Annotated in this window: 16 protein-coding genes; 2 read left to right on the top strand and 14 right to left on the bottom strand. The window is 40.7% G+C overall.

Going from position 1 to position 22554, the window contains the following annotated elements; all coding sequences use genetic code 11:
- Positions 1-5: 5 nt before the first annotated feature.
- The gene (locus tag HDE68_RS05795; RefSeq protein WP_183879777.1) at positions 6-1442 is read right to left on the bottom strand and encodes a hypothetical protein; all 1437 of its coding nucleotides are present in this window, start codon (positions 1440-1442) and stop codon (positions 6-8) included.
- Positions 1443-1838: 396 nt separating this feature from the next.
- Positions 1839-2072, bottom strand: coding sequence for a hypothetical protein (locus HDE68_RS05790; RefSeq protein ID WP_221300673.1), 234 nt, complete (start codon positions 2070-2072; stop codon positions 1839-1841).
- A 193-nt stretch (positions 2073-2265) separates the two neighbouring features.
- Between HDE68_RS05790 and HDE68_RS05785 the strand changes: the two genes are divergently transcribed.
- Both HDE68_RS05785 and HDE68_RS05780 read left to right on the top strand, forming a co-directional pair.
- Positions 2266-2829: an RNA polymerase sigma factor gene (locus HDE68_RS05785; protein ID WP_183879775.1), complete on the top strand. Its 564-nt coding sequence runs from the start codon at positions 2266-2268 to the stop codon at positions 2827-2829.
- Positions 2830-2909: 80 nt separating this feature from the next.
- On the top strand, positions 2910-3923 hold the full coding sequence (locus tag HDE68_RS05780; protein ID WP_183879773.1) for a FecR family protein: 1014 nt from the start codon (positions 2910-2912) through the stop codon (positions 3921-3923).
- An 11-nt stretch (positions 3924-3934) separates the two neighbouring features.
- On the opposite strand, the gene HDE68_RS05775 is transcribed toward HDE68_RS05780, so the two are convergent.
- From HDE68_RS05775 to HDE68_RS05720, 12 genes are all read right to left on the bottom strand, one after another.
- Positions 3935-4153: a hypothetical protein gene (locus HDE68_RS05775; protein WP_183879772.1), complete on the bottom strand. Its 219-nt coding sequence runs from the start codon at positions 4151-4153 to the stop codon at positions 3935-3937.
- A 54-nt stretch (positions 4154-4207) separates the two neighbouring features.
- Positions 4208-4894, bottom strand: coding sequence for a hypothetical protein (locus HDE68_RS05770; protein ID WP_183879770.1), 687 nt, complete (start codon positions 4892-4894; stop codon positions 4208-4210).
- A gap of 77 nt (positions 4895-4971) precedes the next feature.
- On the bottom strand, positions 4972-5826 hold the full coding sequence (locus tag HDE68_RS05765; RefSeq protein ID WP_183879768.1) for a helix-turn-helix domain-containing protein: 855 nt from the start codon (positions 5824-5826) through the stop codon (positions 4972-4974).
- Between the two features lie 28 nt (positions 5827-5854).
- Positions 5855-6661 carry a siderophore-interacting protein gene (locus HDE68_RS05760; RefSeq protein ID WP_183879766.1) on the bottom strand — a complete coding sequence of 269 codons (807 nt, stop codon included), beginning with the start codon at positions 6659-6661 and terminating at the stop codon, positions 5855-5857.
- 41 nt (positions 6662-6702) lie between these two features.
- Positions 6703-8262 (bottom strand): MDR family MFS transporter, encoded by a 1560-nt coding sequence (locus tag HDE68_RS05755; protein WP_183879764.1) that lies wholly within the window; start codon positions 8260-8262, stop codon positions 6703-6705.
- A gap of 173 nt (positions 8263-8435) precedes the next feature.
- Positions 8436-9467, bottom strand: a complete 1032-nt coding sequence (locus tag HDE68_RS05750; protein ID WP_183879992.1) for a GntR family transcriptional regulator — start codon at positions 9465-9467, stop codon at positions 8436-8438.
- A gap of 74 nt (positions 9468-9541) precedes the next feature.
- Positions 9542-12277 (bottom strand): glycoside hydrolase family 78 protein, encoded by a 2736-nt coding sequence (locus tag HDE68_RS05745; protein ID WP_221300672.1) that lies wholly within the window; start codon positions 12275-12277, stop codon positions 9542-9544.
- 7 nt (positions 12278-12284) lie between these two features.
- On the bottom strand, positions 12285-13799 hold the full coding sequence (locus HDE68_RS05740; protein ID WP_183879762.1) for a RagB/SusD family nutrient uptake outer membrane protein: 1515 nt from the start codon (positions 13797-13799) through the stop codon (positions 12285-12287).
- A 13-nt stretch (positions 13800-13812) separates the two neighbouring features.
- Positions 13813-16935 carry a SusC/RagA family TonB-linked outer membrane protein gene (locus tag HDE68_RS05735; RefSeq protein ID WP_183879760.1) on the bottom strand — a complete coding sequence of 1041 codons (3123 nt, stop codon included), beginning with the start codon at positions 16933-16935 and terminating at the stop codon, positions 13813-13815.
- Positions 16936-17150: 215 nt separating this feature from the next.
- Positions 17151-19886: an alpha-L-rhamnosidase gene (locus tag HDE68_RS05730; RefSeq protein ID WP_183879758.1), complete on the bottom strand. Its 2736-nt coding sequence runs from the start codon at positions 19884-19886 to the stop codon at positions 17151-17153.
- Positions 19883-21271 carry an FGGY-family carbohydrate kinase gene (locus HDE68_RS05725; protein ID WP_183879756.1) on the bottom strand — a complete coding sequence of 463 codons (1389 nt, stop codon included), beginning with the start codon at positions 21269-21271 and terminating at the stop codon, positions 19883-19885. Before HDE68_RS05725 ends, HDE68_RS05730 begins: the two co-directional genes overlap by 4 nt.
- Positions 21271-22545, bottom strand: a complete 1275-nt coding sequence (locus tag HDE68_RS05720) for a TIM barrel protein (protein ID WP_183879754.1) — start codon at positions 22543-22545, stop codon at positions 21271-21273. Before HDE68_RS05720 ends, HDE68_RS05725 begins: the two co-directional genes overlap by 1 nt.
- Positions 22546-22554 lie beyond the last annotated feature (9 nt).

The raw sequence follows: 22554 nt of genomic DNA, 5'->3' as shown, positions 1-22554 counted from the left end.
TAATGTTATTTAATTTTAATTCTGATTTTGGAAATTACGTTCTGCTGCTCATCAGGATAGAATTTAAAAGCATCAGAAACCCCTTCAATTAGATATTTAAGGCCAAAAGTTTTTAATTGCTCGTCCTTATTGACTTTGATATTGGTATCGTCTGATGATGTCGAACGATCAACCCAGGAGGGTAATTTCGACTGAATAATGATATCTATATTTTGATTATTAAACTTATTAGTTTTTACACTGAGCAGGTGAGTAAACCCTTTTAAGGATGGGCTCTCTTTTTCCTTTTCAGTAAGCAATCTTGAAATGATATGATAACCATCATTTATTTTGAAATTTTCAGGATCAAGAAAGTAGTCATCACCTCTGATATTATCCTTAAAATTTAAAGCTAATGAAAATCCAAATTGACCATTCAATGCTTTTACATTTATAAGTTCATCACTATGAACACCAGGACTAAAATCACCTGTTCTACCATTTAATAAGATTTTATATGGAATATTTTCAGGATTTTTAGTGCTTTTAAAGCCAGTTTTATCCAGGAAATTTTTATTGGACTGATGAATAACCTGCTGACTTAATACAGATCTCAATTGATTTTCTGTACCAATTATCCAGATATAATATGGCCGTTTCCCATTATATCTGGTAGGCTTGTTATTCAAATCAAAGTACATACCTGTAAAATCAGATGCCATCCGATATACAATCATTGAAAGATTTGTCTTCTCTAATTTCTCTCTGAAACTTAATGTAATGTTGGTTTTTTGTCTGCTCAAATAAAGATTAGCATTAGTGCCACTTCCGGGCGAGAAGACGAAATCGGATATGAGTATAGATAAATTCTGGTCATCAGTTTTATTCAGCACAGTTTTAATCACTGCTGCTAAATCTGAGCTCGATCTATTACCTCCCTTTTTCGCAAATGTCAGGGGATTCAAATCCTTTATAAAACTGTCAATATCCTCAGATCCAGCATTTTTATAAGTAAAAGGTATTTTATTATTTATATAACTTAGATTTAAACTATTGCCCAATCTGTTCATTTTAAAACGGGCAAGCATATCATATATAGTGTTTTCGAAATCCGTTACCCCTTCCACGTATCCGTCCATACTAACTGAATTTTCTAAATAAACATTCACATTAAATGGTTTCAATGCGGCCAAAGGTTTAGGGTTCCAGACTTCGGCAGTGATATGCTGCTTTCTTAACGACTCCTTTATATATTCATACAAGACTTCGGAATTTTTAAACCGATCGTATTTGGAATCTTTTTGTTCTTTAAGTTCCGCTTGTATATCAAGAAATTCAGATTTGGAAACATCGTGGTCCAGTGAAGCTGATTTGATTTTTTTCTGCAGATCGAAAGATACGCACCCGATAAAAAAAATAACTGATAATAATACCAGAATATAACTTGTACAATTATTTTTCATCAGTTAAAAATGATTGTATGAGTTATTAAAAGAAATCAATTTCAAATATTGCTTATTGATTGTTTTTTCCTGACTAGTGTCATTATATCCAATATGTGTGATACGGTAATGAAAGCTGTGTACAATGGGTTTAATGATGCAGATAACTTTAAAATTTGCCATAATAGTGTGTTTATGTTGCTAATAATTATAGCGCAAATTGTCAATTAAACAGTACTATTAATTACGGTTAACCGTAAAACCCGGAAATTTCATTATCCTGTATTATACCTATTGATAGTGGAATGATGAGGTGGCCCTCAATGGTAGATGAACAAGTATAATATATCAAATAAGAGACTAAATTATAGTCGTTATCTTCTATAAGAAAAATGTATAAATGTTAAATATAAATAGCTAATAACAGATTTTACAAGCTGTATATTTTCTCTTCAAAGCTTCTGCTCTGGTTACTGCTTTGATCTCATGCGTACATCTCAGCAACCCATGACATTTATGACTATGATATTTTTTCGCTCCCCTGCTGATACAGATATATACTGATTCTCCTGTCGCTTTCTGATGCGAAGGAAGAGCCATGGTTAAGTTTAAACTGAGAAAAGTATAAATGAATAGGAGTGCCGTTTTCATAATTATATGATCAGGATGAAATGTAAATATTTACGGTGATTGCCACCCAAATTACATATCTTAATTTATTATCTATCTTTTTAACTTAAATTATTAATAACTATCAAATACAATATGAAAGTTATTAATCACAAATCAGCCCCCCCTCAAACTTAACAATCCCCTAACACTAGACCCGTACCTTTGCCTCGCGATGAAAACCAATAACTACAACGTTTTTTCAGACGAAGAACTACTCGCCTTACTCCATCAGGACGATACCTTATCCCTACAAACTATTTTCACCCGCTACTATACCCCCCTTGCCCATTTCTCCACCATATTCACCAAAGACATCACTACCAGTGAAGTCCTGATCGCAGATCTGTTCATCAAACTCTGGGACAACCGCAAACAACTCGAAATCCGTTTACTCAAACCTTACCTGTTCCAATCTGCTAAAAACCTGTCCTTAAACCATCTAAAAAAGCATAAACCCAAGCTCGACACCTTCGAAAACCTCCAGACACGTCCATCAGAACACCTTACCCCTTTTGAAATTCTGACCAACAAAGAATCTCAGCAACGTATCCTTTCTCTAATCAATCTGCTTCCGGAAAGACAAAGAGAAGTCCTCTTAATGAGCCGTATTGAACAGATCGAAAAAACCAATATCGCCCCCCTCCTTGGCATTACCGTCCGTACGGTAGAAACTACCCTTTACCAGGCTATAAAATCACTACGCACACTGCTGTTCACTTCTGGAAAGAAGATCTAGTTAACAAAACATTAATATAACCTTAACCTTTTCCGCTACGTAAACAACCCCGTTAATCTTGTCTTGCAGATAAGAAAACCATGGAAGAACTATACTATCAACTGATTACTGAATACTATCATCAAACGATTACCGACAGAGACCTGACGATCCTGCAAGAGTGGGTAGCAAGTGACTCTCTACATGAAACAGAGTTCAGAGAAGTTATCTTAATCCTGGATGCTGCAAAACTCTATTACAGAGATCCAAAAAACCAGGACAACAACTGGAATAGAATAGCGGCACATATCAGGCAGCACAAACAACCTGTTAAACGCAAATTTCCATTCGTCAGGTTAGCTATGGCAGCTTTGCTACTACTCATAATTGGCCTTGGAATTAATCACTACAGAAACTACAGGGCCAATCCGGCAAACCATTTTGCCGAAATTACTATTCCCTATGGTCAGCAAACCAGTTTCATTCTGCCAGACAGTTCTATTGTCTACCTTAACGCCGGCAGTAAACTCAAATACCCTATACACTTTGCAAAAAATAAAAGAATTGTCCAGCTGGAAGGAGAAGCCTTTTTTGAAATCAGACATGCAGCCGCACAACCTTTCATCATCCAGACAGGAAAAGTAAGTACAACCGCTTCTGGTACATCATTCAATGTCAAAGCCTTTCCTAAAGAAAATCACATTGCTATAACCGTAAAAACAGGAAAAGCAGATATAGTATTCAAAGAAAATAACCGCCCTGCAATAACCGGTTCCCTTTTACCAAACCAACAGCTCCAGATAGACACCAAAACAGGAAAAACAATTAAAACCGGGATCAATGCAGAAGAAATTTCCGACTGGAGAAGCTATAGAATGGTCTTCTGCAATGCCACACTTAAAGAAATCGCATCCACTTTAGAAAGGACCTATAAACTCGACATAGAACTCGAAGACCCGGCACTTGCAAACATTAAAGTAACCACATCATTCAATAAAACACCTCTGGACCAGATGTTAAAAACCCTGGCCACCTTAACAGGGTCACGTTATACCAGATCAAATAACATTATCCTGTTTTTTTCAGCCTCTCCAAACACTGTTAAAACTGAATAAGAATAAAAGACTTAACCCAGCAAAAGCCTGTTCATCACGCTTTTTAACAATTTCACCGTAGCAGGTTGATTCTGATTCCTATCATTCAGGTCTTTAATAATTTCTATGATTGCGGTCTGTCTTTTCAAAAACAACCAGCCTGCAAAATCTGCTGCATTTTCTTCTGCATCCAAACCAGTCTCAGCTCTGAAAAGCCGTTTAAATTCTTCAATTGCTTCAAGGTTCATCATCTCTTTTTTATACTTAAAGTTAATTTAAAACATAAGAATTCAAAAAACTGATCCTTAAAACCCTTTTACCCGCACATTCATTAAACCCATACTTTTTAACAACCTGTACAACCCGGCAACCAGCTCTTCATTTCCTGCCAGATAAAACCAGGTATGCCTATTGCAATAGCCCTGTTCTTTCAGCCAAAAAGCCATTTCATCAAAATTAGCCAGCGCATTTACAGGCGAAGAAAAATATTCTTTAAACAATTGTCCTGTATGCTGATTTTCCAACAACACTGCACCGTCAAAACGGCTGCCAGGCAGTGTAAGCTGCTGCATAGCCAGTACATATCCCAAACTACTGGCATCACCCAGGGCTACGATAAAATTGGTAGGATCAGGTGAGTGATGTGTACTCTCTATTTTCAGATATTGAATATAATCTCCGGTTTCAAGTTGTTTAGCCCAGCGGCTACCGGCCCCTTCATGTACTGTATCGATAAGAATAGAACAGGTATTTGTTTCCGCATCCCAGCCAAATGGTGTATAATCCCTGAAACAAAGGTTATCAACCCAGAACCTGATATAAGGCACTTCGATCCATTGTTCTACATTAGCAAATGGCAAATGCAGGTCAATCTCAATCATGTCTGATGATTCCCAGACACGTACGTCAAGCACCCGTCCAGTTTTGAGTAACTGGAGTTCAATGAACCTTCCGGCTTTCTTTTTGACTTGTTGTAAAATAGACGTTTCCATGTATCATATTTTTGATTCATACAAAGAAACAAGCTTTTCAAAGCAAATGAAATAGATACATCGGCGTAACTATAGGACTATTTCCGGTATTTACTACGAAAGGCAATTGCAGAAGTACCAGTCAGTTTACGAAACAAACGTGAAAAATAAGAATGATCAGCATAGCCCAGGTTATGCGCAATCTCCTTAACGGTAAGCTGGCTATAATATAACAGACGTTTGGCTTCGGTCATCACTTCCTGATGTATCCAATAGCTTACCGGATAACCTGTGGTTTTCCTGAGCACTTCGTTCAGATAGGACTCTGACACATTTAGCCTCGCTGCATAGTCTATAGGCCTTTTAATAGACCGCAATTCTGTGGTCAGCAGATTTTTGAACTGACCAGCAAGTTCGGCCCTTCTTGATACTTTTAAATTAAGCCCGGAGTGTTCATTATAGTAACCGGCAGCAATGGCTAAAAATGATTTCAGTAAAGCATGAATAACAGGTACGTAAAACGGGCTGTCATCAGTCTCTTTGTATTTTTCATAGAGCAGCATCATCAGTGAATTACATTGCTGAAGTTGTAACTCACTCAGTTCATATGGCCGCTGAAGTAATAACCCATTCTCAAATACATTTCTGTAATCCTGGGGGATCAGGGAAACATCAACGGCAATGAACCAGCCATCTACACCCAAATTGTGGATTTTGTGGTGTATCTGTGTTGGAAGGACGTAATAAAGCATACCCCCCAATAATCGGATTTCATTGAAATCGATCATCAGATTGCCTTCACCTTTCTCCAGTAAGAAGAAAACATAATGATCGTCACGGTGTGCGCCTTCAGGCCCCTCTTCATGTAAATAACTATCATGATTATTAAACCTTTTGATCTGTAAACCAGAGCTCGTTCTATCCTGTAATATATGCAGAGGGATATTCTTCATTATTCAAAATTAATCATTTACCGTTAATTTATTGATCATCATCTTCGCTCAGTCCGGCCTTCCAGTAAACTGTAGCCCGCAGCTCCTCACGGTCTAACCCAAGCTGTTCTGATGCATATTTCCGCATGGCCTTTACCATATTTTCCTCTCCCGCAACCCAAACCAACCTGGTATTTAACAGCGCATCTGGCAGGACTATGTTTTTTACCGCATCAATAATCAGATCCGATTGTTCAGGTAGTTTCCCATTCCTGATTAACCAGCGTATTTCGATAGCACTATCAGTTTTTATTGGAAAAATATCTGCATCGCTCCCGGCTTCTAATAGCGCAATTCCTGTTGTTGTTGCCGGTAATGCTTCCAGCATAGCAGTGATAGCAGGCGTGGCTGTTTCATCGCCAGCAAGTAAATACCAGTCGGCCTGTACATGTACCTTTCCTGTCTTTTTCAGGCCTATCCCTACGTGATTACCGATTGCAACACGCTCTGCCCAGGCAGATGCAGGTCCGCTATCTCCATGAAGAACAAACTCTACATCCAGGATTCCGGTTACCCGGTCTAAATTTCTTACAGTATAGGTACGAATAAAAGGTTTATCCTTCCCGGCCGGCCAGACTGGTCTTCCACTTAACAAGTCTGGCAAAGTAACTTGTGCATCATGAGCGGGCGGGATAAAGATCTTAAAGTGGGCACCCGGAGCCAAAGGGCCAATTTCTTTAAGTAATTCATGTTTCAGGCTAATCCGCCTTAAATGAGGTGTAGTATCCTGAATAGCATAAACACGTGCATTCATATAGACTGCCCCTGGCTTTTTTACTTCATCTGTTGGTATCATTTCTTTTTATTTAAGATCATTTTTAAAAATTTCTGTTTTAACTAATGTGCATCGGGCAAGGCTATTTTTCCGGCTTTAACTTTTGCCCTTTTCTTCATCGTAATCATTACCAGTGGTATACAGCAGGCATTTAATATCGCTAACAGTAAAAATGCATCCATATAGCTCATCAGGAAACTCTGCCTGACCACTGTATTTTCAAGCGCACCAAGAGATTGCTGTACCGCACGCAGATAAGTAGAACCATGTGCCATGAAATTGCGGATATAGATTTCCTGCCGTGCCATAGTGTGCGGGTCTGAAGCCGTAACATGTGTGATTAATGCAGTGCGGTTAGCGGCCTCGCGATGTGCGATATAGGTGTTAATTAAAGCAATACCGAATGAACCGCCCATTTGCCGCATCATATTATTCAAAGCTGCACCTTGTGGAATCTCAGAGGGTTTAAGTTCTGATACTGCAAGAGCTGTTAAGGGAACAATCAGTAAGGCAGCCCCCAGCCCTCTGCAAACTAAAGGGATAAAAAAGTAAGCGTCACCAGTTTCCAGGTTCGACCCCGACATCATATAGCCGAATATTGCCGACATGCCGAAACCCAAAATGATCAGGTATTGCGGACGAAGGCCACTTTGCAGCATTTTACCCAAAAACGGGGAGATAATAGCTGCCATCAGGGTACCCGGCAGTAACATGGTTCCGGTTTGGAAAGCTGAATAGCCAATGATGCGCTGTGCATAAAGCGGAAAAACAAATACCGCACTGAAAAGGCCGAAACCCAAAACAAATGTCATAATAGCTGAGATGGATAAAGTCGTACTCTTCAATACCCGTAAATTGATTACCGGAAAAGGTATTCTGAGTTCCCACCAGACCAGAATAGCTAAGGAGACAACCGATAATATAGTTAGCACGATGATATAAGTTGCCGAGAACCAGTCATCTGTTTCACCGCGTTCCAGTACAACCTGCAATGCGCCTACACCTACCGCCAGCAGAAAAATGCCGGGCCAGTCGATACTTCGCCCATCATCCGACTTTTTAGTTGGCTTAAGATAGATATAAGACAGCAGGGCCGCTAAAATTCCGATAGGGATATTTACATAAAAGATCCATTGCCAGGATAGGTTATCTACGATAAAACCACCCAGTACCGGCCCGATAGATGGGCCGATGATAATACCCAGACTGAATATCCCGCTTGCTGTTGCACGTTCTTTAGCAGGGAAAGTTTCAAACAAGATTGATTGCGAAGTAGAGAGCAATGCACCGCCGCCAATTCCCTGGAAGAAGCGGAATGCGACCAGTTCCCATAAATTATTGGAGAACCCGCACATAGCCGATGCCAGCGTAAACAAGATAATAGACCCGATGTAATATTGCTTCCTGCCAATCTTCTCTGCTAAAAAGCTGGTCATGGGGATAATGATCACGTTCGCAATCGCATAGGACGTAATCACCCACGCGGTATCTTCTAAAGAAGCACCTAAATTACCGCTCATCGTATTGATGGATACGTTAACGATAGTCGTATCAATCAGTTCAATAATAGTTGAAGTGATGATTGTAGCGACTATAATCCATTTCCTGAAACCTGTTTCCATGCATCTTGTTTTTTAACGATGCAAAGAAACCTGCTTTTTAAACCCCTTGAAATAGCGGGTTCGCCGTAATGATAGGACTATTCACGGTTGTTAAATAGTAAAAAGGGGGCAATCAAGCCCCCTTTTGATGTATAATTTATCCTGTAAAAAAATCCGGCTATAGGTTATGTACCTTATATCGAAGGCCTCAGCGTCAGATAAAACGGCGCCTCCTGATCCTGTCTGTTCTGACTTTTAATGATTTCTGCTGCAAGTGTACCCATCATCTTAAAATCAGTTGATATGGTAGTAATCCCATTTAGCAGAATCTTTTTAAGTGGGGTTTCATTGTAAGAGATTACACCTACATCTTTCCCGATTTTCAGATCCAGAGAGAAGATCTTTTCAATCAAAACTACCAGATCATCTTCCATCAGATTGATATAAACCTCACCGGCCTGAATATTCTCATTGGCTACATTACTCACCACAAAATAATTAAAGGCATACTGCTGACAGAACCTTTTGAACCCCTCTTTGATTTCACCCGGAAAATAACTCTTCTGAGGAAAAACCAGCTTGATCGTATGATACTTTTCCAGCTGTTCCCTGGCCTGAACCAGCGCCCTGTAGATATCTTTCTCAAAGTTCTCATAAACTGCAGAATAATTACCTGTCACACCCGGTACTTTTTTATCAAGCAGAATTAGTTTTTCGGCGGGGATAGTATTGATAATTTTGTAAGCCTCTTCCCCTCCTTCTACAAAATGCGGGATAATCACATAATGAGAATACTCCGTTCTTTTATTCAGGATCAGCTTTTTGAATATCGAAAAGTCATTGTTATAAATATAAAAATCAATCAATGCATCTTCACCCAAAGCAGCTACAAAGGCATCATAGATAATCTTTTTATGAAAAGACAGTTTATTAAAGAGCAGAAAGATTTTTATCTTTTTCTTGAATTCTGTATTATTAATATAAAAGCCTTTACCGGGTACAGATAAGATTACACCTTGTTTTTTCAGATATTTATACCCTTTTTCTGCGGTGTCCCTCGATATTTCCAGTTCACAGCTCAGCTCATTAATGGAAGGCAGGATATCATTCCTGTTTAACTTCCCATCTTCTATAGCTTCAACAATAGAATCACTGAGCTGTAAATACTTAGGTGTTGCAGAGTATTCGTCAATATGTATAAACTTAAAAAAATCGGATGTCTTCATCATTTGTAATCAATAAATATAAACGCTTTTAGCTAAAATAAAACACTAACCTGATTAGTTCAAGGATTTAAAACCTATAATTTTATTGCATACTCAAATTGATAGGTTCCCGAACCAGCATTAAATTCAATATCATTACCCTGATTGGAGATCTTGCCCAGTGCTTTAATATTCTTTAATGCAGTTCCGCTTTCAGTGACCATAGTTCCGGCAGCTCCTGGTAACTTAATCTTTGCAGTGGTGTTTGGAGGAATAACCACCTTCAATTTAAAAACTCCATTTTCTATTTTCCAGTCACTTACAGTTAAGCCGTATAAAGTTTCAAGCTGTGCAGCAGCATGGGTAATCTTCCCTCCTGGTTGCGGAGAAATGATGATTTTCTTGTAGCCTGGTGCCGACTCATCGGTATCCAACCCTGCCATCACTCTGTACATCCAATCACCAATTGCACCATAAGCATAGTGGTTAAATGAATTCATACCTGTAGTCTGAAAGCTGCCATCAGGTTTGATCCCATCCCAGCGTTCCCAGATTGTAGTTGCGCCCATTTTTACCGGATATAACCACGAAGGATAAGTCTCTTGCAATAACAATTTATAAGCTACATCTGTACGGCCAAAGCGGGTCAGCACATGGCATAAATACGGAGTACCTAAAAACCCTGTGGTCAGGTGATTACCATAACTTTCTATATTGGTCACCAGGAAATCTACGGCCTGCTGTCTTAAATTTTCAGGAAGCATATCAAAATTCAAGGCTAATACATAGGCAGTTTGAGAGCCCGATACCATTCTGCCGTTTGGTGTGATATATTCTTTAAGAAACGCTTTTTTTATGCGGTCCAGCAATTCAGTATATTTTTCTTCATCTGCTTTTTTGCCCAAAACTTTGGCCGAATTAATCAGCAGCTGGGTAGAATGTGCGTAAAAAGCTTGCGCAATCAGGTATTTATCAGTAATTGCTGCACGGCCATCGTTATCATCTTCGGGATGATAAAACAACCAGTCACCAAAATGGAAACCTGTGTTCCACAAATCATTTTTACTTTTACCGGTCATAAAATCAACCCAGCTTTTCATGCTTGGATACTGCGTAGCCAGTATTTGCTGATCGCCATAAGCGACATACATATTCCACGGGATTATCGTAGCCACGTCCCCCCAGCCTGTTGAACCGGCCGCACCTTCACCCAACACATTAGGGACAACAAAAGGTACACTTCCATTAGCCAATTGATCGGAAGCTACATCTTTCATCCATTTGGTAAAAAATCCGGCTACGTCCATATTGAAAGCTGCAGTACGGAAAAATACCTGTGCATCTCCTGTCCAGCCTAAACGTTCGTCACGCTGAGGACAATCTGTTGGCACATCCATAAAATTACCTTTCTGCCCCCATTGTATGTTATGCTGTAACTGATTTAACAAAGGATTTGAAGTTTTAAAGGTACCCGTAGGGTCCATATCTGAATACACAGCAATGGCTTTAAAAGATGAAGGGTCAATTTTAGCTATATTCCCTGTTAACTTCACATAACGGAATCCCTGGTAAGTAAAATGCGGTTCATAACTTTCCAGTCCGCTGCCTTTAAAGATGTATTTGACATGCTGTTTCGCTTTTCTGAGATTGGCATCATAAAAATTTCCTGCTTTATCAAGTACTTCGCCATGCTCCAGCTGAATATAAGTCCCTGCTTTACCACTCAGTTTAAAAGATACCCAGCCAACTACATTCTGGCCAAAATCAAGCACAGTCTCCCCCTTTGGTGTTTTAATTAATTTAACCACACTAAACTCTTCATGTTTACGTGCCAGCGGGCTGATACTGCTTTCCAAAGCTTCTTTTCCTGCCGGGATAACCTGTACATTTTTCCAGTCTGCATCCTTATAATTCACTGTCGACCAGCCTGGTTTTTCATATTTGGCATCATAGACTTCTCCATTATAAAGATCTGAGAAACGTACAGGCCCTGTACTATATTTCCAGCTTTGATCACTATTGATCACTTTCTTTGTACCGTCTGTATATTCAACGACTAACTGTACCAGGCCACTCAAATGTTTGCCATAAAAGCCGCGTTTACCTTCAAAAGCCAGATAACCGCGATACCAGCCATCCCCTAAAGTAAATCCAATAGCATTCTGTCCATTTTTCAGTAAGCCAGTTACGTCATAACTCTGGTAAAGCAGACGCTTTTCATAGCTTGTCCAGCCTGGTGCCAGATGATCCTGCCCCACACGTTTTCCATTTAATTGTGCTTCATATAAGCCATGCGCGGTAATATACAGCATGGCCGATTTTACCCTGCCTTCAGTAGAGAATACTTTTCTGAATATAGGGCTTGGCCCTACTAAGGTATCTGCCATTGAACTGGTAATCCATTGCGCTGACCATTCGGCTGGATTAAACAAACCGGTATGCCAGGAATTAACAGCACTCCATGCAGACTCATGATCCTGATTATCTTTCACTTTTACCTGCCAGTAATAGCGGGTATTAGATTGAAGCGCCGAGCCTGCATAACGCAAAAAGACAGAAGCATCACTTTGCTGTGTTCCACTATCCCACACCACAGACTTGCCTGTTAATAAGGCAGCCGAATCAGTACCGACCCTGATCTGATAGGCACGCTGCATGACATTACGCTCCGAAGAATTGATTTTCCAGCTTAAACGTGGCGCAGCCGCATCTATTCCCATTGGGTTTTTCTGATATTCTGTTCTTAAACCGGTCACGCTTAAAGTTTGGCCAGCGGCCGGTAAATTCATGATCGTACAACTAAGTACAATTCCTAAATAGTAATTTCTCATAATCAAATTATTGAGGGTTTTGAGTTAGATTATCCAGATTCACCTCTCTTTGAGGGATAGGCAACAATAGTTTATTAGCATTGAGCAGGTAAGAACCCGATGGGATATTTGTCCGGTGTGCAATTTCATATAGTCCATGTGCAGTCATTACTTCTACTGCTTTACCTGAACGTACCAGATCATACCAGCGGTGATTTTCAAAAGCCAGCTCTACACGTCTTTCTTGTAAAATTGCGTCCCTGAAAGCCTGCTGATTATCTACGCTTAAGGCTGCAATAGGGTTTGCTGCAGTTTTAGCCGGCAATCCTGCCCTTGTACGAATTTGGTTCAGCAAAGTAAATTGTTCGCCACCTGCTGCAAAACCCTGTTCGTTCAGACATTCTGCAATCATCAGCAGTACATCTGCATACCTGATCACAGGGAAGTTATCATTGGTACGGCCTCTGTCGATAATGCCATGGTTATATTTTTTAACGTAAGGGATGCTTACAAATTTCCCGCTCAGATCGGTAAAGCCTTCTGCTAAGGAAGCATCTTTTCTTAAATCACCGGTTTCATAAGCGTTAATCATATCTTGTGTAGGGATATTCCAGCCACTGCTCCCATTCAGAGAAGTTGCAGGATCTCCGGTTATGATGCTGCCAGAACTCCATGGTGCAAACTGATAAAGGAAATCACTGGACAGCCCCGGCTGTGATCCAAGATACTGAATCTCAAAAACAGATTCACTGTTATTTTTATTGGCAGGAAGAAAAATATCTTTATAAACAGGCATCAGGTTATAACCAAGCTGCTGTACTTTTCTCAATGCAGTGAGCGCATCACTGAATTTCTTTTGAGTCATGTATATTTTAGCCAGTAAAGCAAATGCAGCGCCCTGTGTTGCCCTGCCAGCCTCAGTACTGGTATATTTAACAGGTAATGCTGTTCCTGCTGTATTCAGGTCTGCACTGATTTGCGTATATATTTCTTCAATTGAAGCCCTGCCTTTAGAACGTGAGTCTGCTGGTGACTGGCTTGGGGTCAATCTTAAAGGTACACCCCCAAACTGCCTGACGAGGTTAAAGTAATGAAAGGACCTCAAAAACAGGGCTTCTCCTGTATATTGATTTTTCATTCCGGCAGACATCGGTACATCACCGATTCTGGCCAGGATTTCATTGCAGCGTAAAATACCGGTATAATTTTGCTGCCAGTAACCTTGTAAAGGTTCTGCGGTTGCCCCAATCAGAAACTGATCCATAAATTCGCGCTGTTCAGAACCGCGGTCTGCCGGATTATATTGAAAAGTAGTATTGTCGGATCTCATTTCGCCGAACAGCCAGTAGTTTACCCTGCCCATATCACTGATGGAAGAATAGGCACCGCTCACGGCTTGTTTAATATCCGTTTCTGTTTTGTAAAAGTTAACGCCTGGCAAAGAGGCTTCGGGGGTTTGATCTAAAAAGCTCTTTTTACAGCCTGAGACCGATAGACTGATCAGCAGAACCCCGGCTATTATATATTTTGTGTAATTCTTCATGATGAACAAAAGATTAAAAGGTAAGGTTAAGACCAAGCGTAAAGGTTCTTGGCAAAGGGTAATTGGTAAAGTCTTCTCCCGGGACCAGTGCACTGCTTACTGCATTTCCAGAAATAGTGTTCCGGCTAACTTCTGGATTAGCACCGCTATATTTGGTGAAAGTTGCCAGGTTTTGAATGCTGGTATAAACCCTTGCCCCTTTGATGACTTTAGAACCCTGCAATAATTTTTCACCCACTCTATAACCCAGGGTGATGTTTTGAATCCGCATATAACTGGCGCTTTCTACCCATGAGGAGTTTACATCACGGTAAATTACCCTTGCCCCATTAGTGGTTGGCGTAAATCCGTCCCCCGGGTTTTCTGGTGAGCGCCACCTGTTCAATACCTTTCTGTCTACATTGAAAATACCGTCAATATTGAGCAGATATTGATTGGCTGTTTTTAAGATCTGTCCCCCTTGTGAGCCAACCAGCAGGATATTTAAGTCAAATCCTTTATAACCAAAAGTGTTGGTTAAACCCCAGGTAAAATTGGGCTGAGGAGATCCGATCACGGCAAAATCTTTGACAGGTTCTATAATCCCGTTACCATCTACATCTTTATATTTGACAGAGCCCACTACCGAAGTCACATGTTTAGGAGAGTTGTTCAGGTCTGCCTGATCTTTGTAAATACCTTCCAGAATATAGCCGTAAAACTCTCCTACAGGATGGCCTACCTGGGTAATGTGCTGATAGGACCCTTCGCCACTGCGGCCACTAAAAATAGGATCGTTATTTTGGTTTAACGCCAATACTTTGTTTCTGTTAAAGGCTATGTTTGCACTGGTATTCCAGGTAAATGTGCCTTCCAGATTTTTAGAAGTCAGCCCAAATTCAAATCCTTGATTTTGAATTTTACCGGAGTTAATAATTGCATTCGAATAACCGGATGATAAAGGGATTTCGCTGTTATATAACATCCCTTTGGTAATTCTTTTATAATAATCCAGGGTGAAAAATAAACGGTTTTTCAGGATTCCCAAATCAATACCAGCATCAAGTTGTGAGGATTCTTCCCAGGTTAAATCAGGGTTGTTCAAAGAAGTAGGGACTCTGCCGCTTGAAATCTGACCTCCAAAAACATAGTTGGATGAACCAATATTGGTGATATAGGTATAATTTCCAATGTTAAAATTACCGGATAAGCCGTAAGTTGCCCTTAATTTCAGATCACTGATCCAGGTAGACTTTTTCATAAAATCCTCTTCCGAAACTCTCCAGGCAAACGCTGCAGAAGGGAAGGTCCCGTATCTTTTATTGCTGCCAAAACGCGAAGAACCATCTGTACGTACGGTGGCTGTGAACAGGTATTTGTCTTTGTAAGCATAATTTGCACGGGCCAGATAAGAAATAATGGACCATTTCTGCACGTCAGAGTTATAGCCGCTAATAATAGAGGCTGCATTGATGGTCTGTATCTTATCGTCCGGATAGTTGTCTGCAAACAGGTATAAGCTTTCTGCACGCTCTTTTTGAGCACTGTAACCGGCAACAACATTTAAACGATGGTCTTTACCAAAGGTTTTATCATAAGTTAGCACTGCTTCTGATAACCAGTTGAAACTTGTTGATTTATTGGTTGTAGAGTTTGGTACGGTTGGCGGAGGTGAATTGACACCACCAACAAATGAAGGGTTAAAAACAAAAGAAGAAGCATTGGTATAATCCACGTTAAAACTGTATTTCAATTTAAGTCCGTCAATAAGCTGATATTCAGCAAAGGCAGTTCCAAGCCCCCGGAAGTTTTTCGATTTAGTACCTCCAAATTCCAAACTGTTTAGTGGATTAGGACCGGCATACATATTGGGAGAGATCACATAAGGTGTACGGTTGCCCGCAGCATCTGTAACAGGGACTAATGGGCTTAACCAAAGACTTCTGCTCAATACGTCTACAAATTCATTTTCAAAATTATTCAGTTGCTGCACACTGTTGGTTGGCGCCAGGTTAATCCCAACTCTTAGTTTCTTACCTATTTTACTTTCGGTATTCATCCGGACCGAATAGCGTTCGAACCCGGTATAACGGATGGTCCCCTCCTGATTCATGTAGCCCAGGGAGAATGCATATTTCGTATTTTCAGAACCTCCGCTAATACTGGCATCCAGATTACTCATGGGCGCATCATGGATAATTTCATTGTACCAGTTTGTTCCGTTTCCATATTGCGAAGGGTTACGGAAGGCTTCCGGGATATCGGCATCTGTAGCCACTAAACCCCTGGAAGCGAAATCATCGACAATAATATCCTTTCTGAACTGTGCAAACTCAGTTCCATTGAGCATTTGCGGCCTCCCTTTTTGCGGAACCTGCTGAATCCCGGTATAAGCGCTTACGTTCACTACCGGAATTCCTTTTACGCCTTGTTTGGTGGTAATGACGATGACTCCATTCGATCCTCTGGAACCATAAATAGCTGTAGAGGAAGCATCTTTCAATACAGTGATTGATTCGATATCATTGGGATTAATCACATTCAAAGGATTAGAAACCTGCCCGGATGTGTTTGAAATCGGGTACCCATCGACTACAAATAAAGGATTATCTCCGGCTCCGATAGAGCCTGAACCCCTGATTTTTATGGAAGTACCGCCACCTGGTGTTCCTGTTGTTGTACTGATCTGTACCCCGGGGATCTGACCTTTTAGCTTCTGATCAACAGAGCTGACAGGCAGGTCTTTAATCTGTGCCGCCGAAACAGTAGCAACAGCTCCTGTAGCATCTTTCTTTGTAGTTGTTCCATAGCCAATAACAACTATTTCATCCAGTTTCTGGTTGTTGGAAACAAGCTTTGCATCCAGGTTAACATTACCTGTATAGGTTAACCGGAGCTCATTGTAACCTATATAGCTGAAGACCAGAATTGCATTTTCCGTGACTTTTAAGGCATATTCCCCATTTGAGTTTGTAGAGGTGCCGGCAGTTGTGCCTTTCACCTTGATCGTGACTCCGGGCAAAGGGCTGCCGTCACTTTGATCAGTCACCTTACCGGTCACAGTTTTCTGCTGGGAATAGGCTGTTGTACTATTGTAAAACGTAAACAAGAGTACACAGAGCATCGCAGAAAAGAACTTTTGTAAATTTCTCTCCATTGTCATATGTGTTTATATTTGGTTGACCTAAAATAGATTAACCACTCCTGATCGGCAACCTGCTCTATCCTGTAAAACAGCTTTTATTTATATTTAAAACGTTTTATAAAAAAAGGGAGACCATGATAATGGCCTCCCCTGATATTGTTTTCAATGGTTTTGGAATTGCTACTTATAAGCGCTCAAAAGAGATTTATTTGAGCCGGCAAGGATATCTATCTGATCTGGAACTGGTATTTCCCGGCACCTGATTCATAGACCTGGCTAATCTTTTTTTCTCCATCATAAACGGATTGGGTTCCGGATATTGGAAAATGAATAGTAGCCGTACTATTTGCAGGTATAACCACGTCATAAATCACAGCATTGCCCTTTCTTTTCCAATTGGATACAATAGTCCCAAACGGCCCGTCATGGCTTGATTCAAAATGCGTTAAACCACTGACAAAATTCGGAGCAAGAATTATATTTTTGAAGCCCGGTTGTTTTTCATCAACCCGGATTCCTCCCAATCCCTTGAAAAACCATCCTCCTATCTCTCCAAACATCATATGGTTTAAAGAAATATCGCGTTCTGCTTTGATATTCCAGTTTTCATAAAGTGTGGTTGCCCCGTTTACAATCCACCATCCCCAGGATGGATAGGTATCCTGTGCAGCCAGTTTATAAGCGGTTTCTGCCTGGCCATTCTCACTCAGTGCATTTAAAATAGCTTTTGCCCCTAATACCCCAACGTCAAGATGCATTCCGTCTGCAGCCACTCTTTTTGCCAGATTTGAGGCTACTTTACTTTTAAGTTCATTTGGGACTATACCCCATTGCAGGGCTACACTTAACTCGGTTTGCAGACCACTTCCATAAATGCCTGTTTCTTTATTGAGGTATTTATCATTGATCGCTTTCTTAATTTTCTCTGCAAGAACGGAGTAATATTGAGCATCATCGGTTTTACCAAACAGCTGTGCAGTTTTAGCAAGAATATGGGCATCTGCATAGTAATAAACTGAAGAAGTATATTCTAAAGGAGAAGATGACTTTACCGGAACCCAGTCCCCTCTTCCATAACTTGTTAATCCTGCAGGACTAATTTGCGTTACATAGTTGACGTAACTTTTTATATTTTCATAACAAGCTGAAAGCAGTCTGGAATCTCCGTAAAACTGATAGATATCCCAGGGGATAATAGCGATTGTACTGGTCCAGTCTGTACCATTTGCAGTGCCGTAACCCCAGCCGCCAGTAGGAATGATATCCGGTAATACGCCATTAGGCTGCTGTTCGTCTCTATGATCGGCAAGCCATTTTTCATAAATTGTAATTCCATCAAAGTTATACAGGCCGGTTTCGACAGCGAAATGTCCATCTCCTGTCCAGCCATTCTTTTCTCTTTGCGGACAGTCAGTTGGATAACCATATAAATTTGACAAATAAGAATTATTCGTTGCCCACCATAACCTGTCTATCAAAGGGTTTGAGGAACTGATTTTTCCGGCTGCCGGAACATCGCTGTGCATAAAATATCCGGTAATGCTTTCTTTAGTCAGCTGAACAGGTTTACTGCTGATTACTTCTACATACTGAAATCCTTTATAGTTGAATTTGGGCATAAACTCTTCTTCTCCTTTTCCACTTAAGATCAGGATGTCAGTTTGAAAAGGGTCTTTTTTATCTGCAGGGCGATGGTAGACATCTATATTAGAGAGGTCAAGCCTGCCATCAGGATAAAGTCTTTCGCCATGTTTAATCTGAATGACTGTGCCCCTTTCTCCTTTAACTTTGATTTTGGATACACCTGCAATATTTCTGCCCAGATCAAAAAGATAAGTCGTGTCGTTAAACTTCTTCACCGTAACCGCCGGAATGGTTTCTACACTCCGGATGGGGTGCATAGCCTGACTGACAATATTTTTAGATGGTGCTGCCCGCAAGGTTACTTCTGCCCATTTACTGTCGTCAAAATTAGTGGTATTCCATCCGGGCTGTTCCAAACGTGCATCATAATGCTCGGCCGTATAAATGCTGTTAAAAATTAGTGGCCCGCTATGTGTTTTCCAGCTGCCATCGGAAGTAATGGTTGCTACAGAACCATCTTCATAAGTAATGCGTAAATCCAGGCAAAATGCTGGTCTGGCTCTCCAGGGTGCTTTATCAAAGTTCCATACCGCTAAAGACTGATGATTATACCAGCCATTTCCCAGTAAAACACCAATTGCATTTTTACCATTTTGCAGCTTACTGGTCACATCATAACTTACATAGAGGTTTCTTCTGTCAAACCGGGTATACATGGGATCGAGCCGGTGATTACCCACTTTTTCACCATTCAGATAAAGTTCATATAATCCGCCTGCTGCAATATATGCCCTGGCTGATTTTATCTTTTTTGGATTTTGAAATACTTTTCTGAAATATGGGGCAGGTAATAAACTGATATCATTCCTGTCACTGATCCAGGTTCCTTTCCAGTTGGACATTTCTACCATGCCTGTTTCAAAGCTTGCAATTTTACCCCCGGAACCAGGTTTTCCATCTTTATCCCATATTTCCACCTGCCAGAAATATTTGGTGAATGGTTTTAGCATAACCCCATTATAAATCAGCAATGCAGCCGAAGAATTTACTTTACCCGTATTCCAGATTACAGATTTTTGCTGAAGAAGCGCCAGTGAATCTGTACTGACAGTAACACGGTAAGCAGTTTGGCGGCCCCCCTGACGCGGGTCTGAAAGTAACCACGAAAACCTTGGTTTTGGAACATCAATGCCTATTGGATTTACTAAATGTTCACATTGTAAGTTAGCCGGTGATACCATAGGGATATGAACAGATTGATCCACGGATATAACCGGATGACCTGACGCCGCTGTATGACCTGTTACGGTATGACCTGAAATTAAAACAAAGATGAATAACAGGGATGAGCTTATATTTTTTATCGGATTGGGTTTCATATTTCCTTGTTCGTGTGTGTTGCGTAATATTTTAATTCGATCATATCATTTGGAACTGGCTTTCTGTTCCAGCATTGATGTATGGCTAATGCCGCTCCGATTGCTGTGGCCTGTGCCATGGAAGCAGCAAATACTTCCAGCTCAGGAAACAGCAGTGCCAGCATATTCATATAAATTGTATTCTTGCTAAACCCGCCATCCACAAAAATCCTTTTCACCTGCTCATCTGCTATGACCATACCAGAGGAGGTACGCTGCTGCAAAGCAATATCCAGAATAAACTGGTGATAAGCTTCTTTGTCTGATAAAAAAGCAGAAAGATCACGTGCAGCAAAAGCAGATTCTTTATGCAAAGGAGGGTTTAATTCATTGTTTTGTTTCATCCGCTCCAGCAGTTCAGCGGTCAGTTTAGCATCGTATTTCATATGCCGGTAACGCCCTATGTTCTGTTTAAAATGGGTCGCAATCCGCTTGATCTGCTGTTCATGTTCATAACCAGCAAAAATTCTGGAAGCCTTGACGGGTTTGCCTTTATATTGCATATAACTTAAACAATCATTTTTAAGCTCTGCCAGGGTTAATGGCGAGTTGTTAAATGGGTTCATCGTTATACACCAGGTGCCTGTAGAAATCAGGATAAAGGGTTCATGGAAATTAGTCAGATATGGGATCAGCGCTGCAGAACTATCATGTAAACCAATTCCTACTTTGTATTGATTGCCCGGAAATTCTGAAGGGAATACATGATCAGCATCTACTATGGGCGCCAGCTTTTGATCCAGCCCTTCTTTTTTCACCCATTCATGATAGGCGTTTTCTTTAAAATCCCAAAGCCCGGTATGGCAGCCAATGCTGGTAAGATCAGAATATTCAACGCCAGAAACCAGGTAACTGAGGTATTGAGGCAGGTGTAACGCATATTTGATTTGCTGGTACAATGCCGGTTTTTCTTTTTTAATCCGGTAAAGCTGCATTCCTGAATTCAGGCTTCCCAACATGGGTGAGGCAGTTGAGGCAGAAATAGTTTCGGGATTACCATAACACGCATAAAAGCTTTTGATCAGCTCTTGCGGATAGGCTTTCAGATAATTATATAAAGGTGCCAGAGGTTTTCCGTATTCGTCAATATAGACAAAGCTCGCCCCATAACCGGAGAAGTTGACCGCCTTAATTTCGAACTCTTTACGCCTGGAGATTTCACGCAAAGAATCAAAAATAGAAAGCCTTAAACTTTCCAGGTTTTCACATGGATCGCCATCCTCATCATACATTTCTATAAAACGGGCAGAGCGCTCGAAAACTATTTTATAGTCTTCATCAAAAAGGAAAATCTTTTTATTGGTCTTCCCTACATCAAAAACTACAATAACCGGAACCGCACTCATTATAAACCTGTAGCTATAGTTTTCATCCCTCTTTCTGCAATCAGCTTTTCCCTGACTTTCAACTGGCGGTATAATTCTAAAGGTTTTGCAGCACCGCCGCTTCTGCGTCTTGCTTCTTGTAAAATTGCTCTTACATCTGTACGGAAAGCATGCTGCAAAATTTCCTGACAGCGTACAGTATCATTTTCCTGCTGTGCAATAGTAAGGGCTGCTTTATCTACCAGTAAAGCTTGCGTATAGGCCATCATAATCGCTTCTACAGATTGCAGCAGATCTTCTAAAGGATCTTTTACATTGTGTGAAGCATCAATCATCCAGCCCAGTCCCGTAGCATGATCTATCCCTTTGGCATCCATTCCTTCTATCAGTTCATTAAAAATAAGAAATAGCTGATAAGGTTTCATACTTCCGGCAGTTAAATCATCGTCTCCATATTTGGAGTCGTTAAAATGAAAACCACCCAGCTTACCTTCCATCAGTAAAAGTGAAACAATCTGCTCAATATTAGCATTGGGTAAATGATGGCCCAGATCTACCAGTGTATAAGCTTTAGGCCCAAGTTTACTGGCAAAAAGCAGGGACTGCCCCCAGTCTCCAACGGTAGTGGAATAAAAATTAGGTTCAAAAGCTTTATATTCTATAAATAATTTCCATTTTTCGGGAATGGCCGCATAAATTTCTTCCAGACTTTCTAAGGTATTTTGAAAGGCTTTTCTGAAATTCAATTGCCCCGGGAAGCAAGATCCATCTGCCAGCCAGACCGTTAAGGCTTCGGACCCCAATGCTTTGCCCTGACGGATGACTTCTATATTATGTTCAATGGCCTGTTTGCGCACGGCTTTATTTACATGCTGTAACGAACCAAATTTATAACTATGGGCCTGATCTGGCTGATCCTGAAAGGTATTGGAGTTCATGGCATCAAAACGCAGCCCATGATGACCGGCCAGTTTCCTGATGGCATCGTAATCTTCAGTTTTATCCCACGGAATATGGAGCGAAATAGCGCCGCTTGATTGGTTCAATTGATGTAAAAGCCCGATATCCTGAATTTTCTCTTCCAGACTGCGTGGCTCCCCTCCGCCCGAAAACCGTCCAAAACGTGTTCCGCCAGTACCCAATGCCCAGCTCGGAATCCCGATCTGGAATTTAATCAATTTAGAAATCACGTCTTCAACCCGTGGGTTTTCTGATGCTGCGAAATCGAATCTGCGCTGATGCTCAGTTTCTGACTCCTGATTATGTGTAGCTATCTGATATTTTTCTATTTCCATGTTCTTCGG

It is taken from the genome of Pedobacter cryoconitis (assembly GCF_014200605.1).
Classification (GTDB): domain Bacteria; phylum Bacteroidota; class Bacteroidia; order Sphingobacteriales; family Sphingobacteriaceae; genus Pedobacter; species Pedobacter cryoconitis_B.
The sequence above is the reverse complement of the archived record's forward strand: the minus strand, read 5'-3'. Positions and strand labels throughout refer to the sequence as shown.